The organism is Rothia sp. 18CD1-1, assembly GCF_055285355.1.
Genome location: NZ_JBUZLI010000010.1, coordinates 1 through 1,281, shown reverse-complemented (window position 1 = coordinate 1,281; position 1,281 = coordinate 1). Strand labels below are relative to the sequence as shown.

Annotated in this window: 1 protein-coding gene; it reads left to right on the top strand. The window is 54.5% G+C overall.

Translation table 11 applies throughout. From position 1 onward, the window contains the following. Window positions 1–14: 14 nt before the first annotated feature. The coding region (locus ACS1BR_RS09250; protein ID WP_463561680.1) for a hypothetical protein at window positions 15–1,281 on the top strand (1,267 nt) is incomplete at its 3' end.

Below are 1,281 nucleotides of genomic sequence, written 5' to 3'. Positions count from 1 at the left end.
ACGGGTGGGGTCGGGTGGTTGCTGATTTTGAGAGCCGGGGTCTGGCTTTTGATCGGATGAGACAGCGGATGGTAGCCCATACCAGCCTGGATGCTGAGGGAGAAGCCTTCCGTCAGCTGGAGCTGATGTGTATCCAGACCAGTGAGTATCTAGGTTCTATGGTGGAGCAGTATGAGCAGGCTGCCTATGTGGCACGGATGTGGGTCAACCGGTTAGAGGATATGCAGATCCGGGCTGGGCTGGCTTGGCGAAGGGCTGATGAGGCTCAGCAGATCATTGATGATCTGCAGAGGAAGATCGCTTTCTACGAGGAGGAGATCGCTGCCAGTGCTGTCCCTGATCCTACCTGGTTGTGGCTGGTCGGTGGCCCGACCGGTGACCGGGGTTTGCAGGAACAGGTGATGGAGCAGCGGTGGGTGATTGAGGCTGCCCAGCGGGAGGTGGATGAGATCCGGGGCGAGTATGACTGGGAGTCTAGGAGGTTGGGGGATCAGTACGATTTTGCTCCGGCCCGGGTGTTGGCCTCACGAGTGACGGTGACCCATAGGGGCGTGTCTGAGCCGATCAATTTTCTGTTAACCGATTTCGAAACCACGGCTAAGGATAAGGCGCAGGATGCTGGCCTGGCCGACTTTGTGAAACAGATGGCCGAAACCTATAGTGTGGATGCTGAGACGGCTGAGTTTCTTTATCCTTTGGTGGAGCAGTACGGGTTCAGCCATGAGACCGTGTACCTGATGTACCGCATCAAGCAGGGAATTGATGGGCATGAGTCGTTTGCTGGTCTTCCGCAGGCGAGTCGGGAGTATCTTTTTCTGGTGGTCCTGGGTCGGGCTGTTTATGGTGGCGGGGGTTTTGATGCGGTTCGTTGGGACGTTACCTCGGGGCTGGTACCGGTCCCGGAACAGCTTCCCTGGGAATTAATCACCCATGATATGAGCACGGTCTACCAACAGCTAGGCCTGACCGAAGAAGAGACCAACAGACTGATCTACCAGCTCAACCTACAGCACAACCTCGCAGCAGGAAAAGAGAACAGAAACGGCCAAAAACTATACAACGATAGAGAGAAAGATAAGCAGGGCGAGGAAAAGAAGAAGAGTTATGATGATTATAAAAGGGAGGCTGAGGCTGTTTATGGCTCTATGAGTGATGATGAGTTTAAGCAGCGCTGGGATGAGGCACAGAAAGCTTATGTAGGGCGTACTGATTTTGCTCATCAGGTGATAACGACCGCGACGGAGCGTTTTTCTCCTTTTCCGGGGGTCAAGGAGCTTTCGG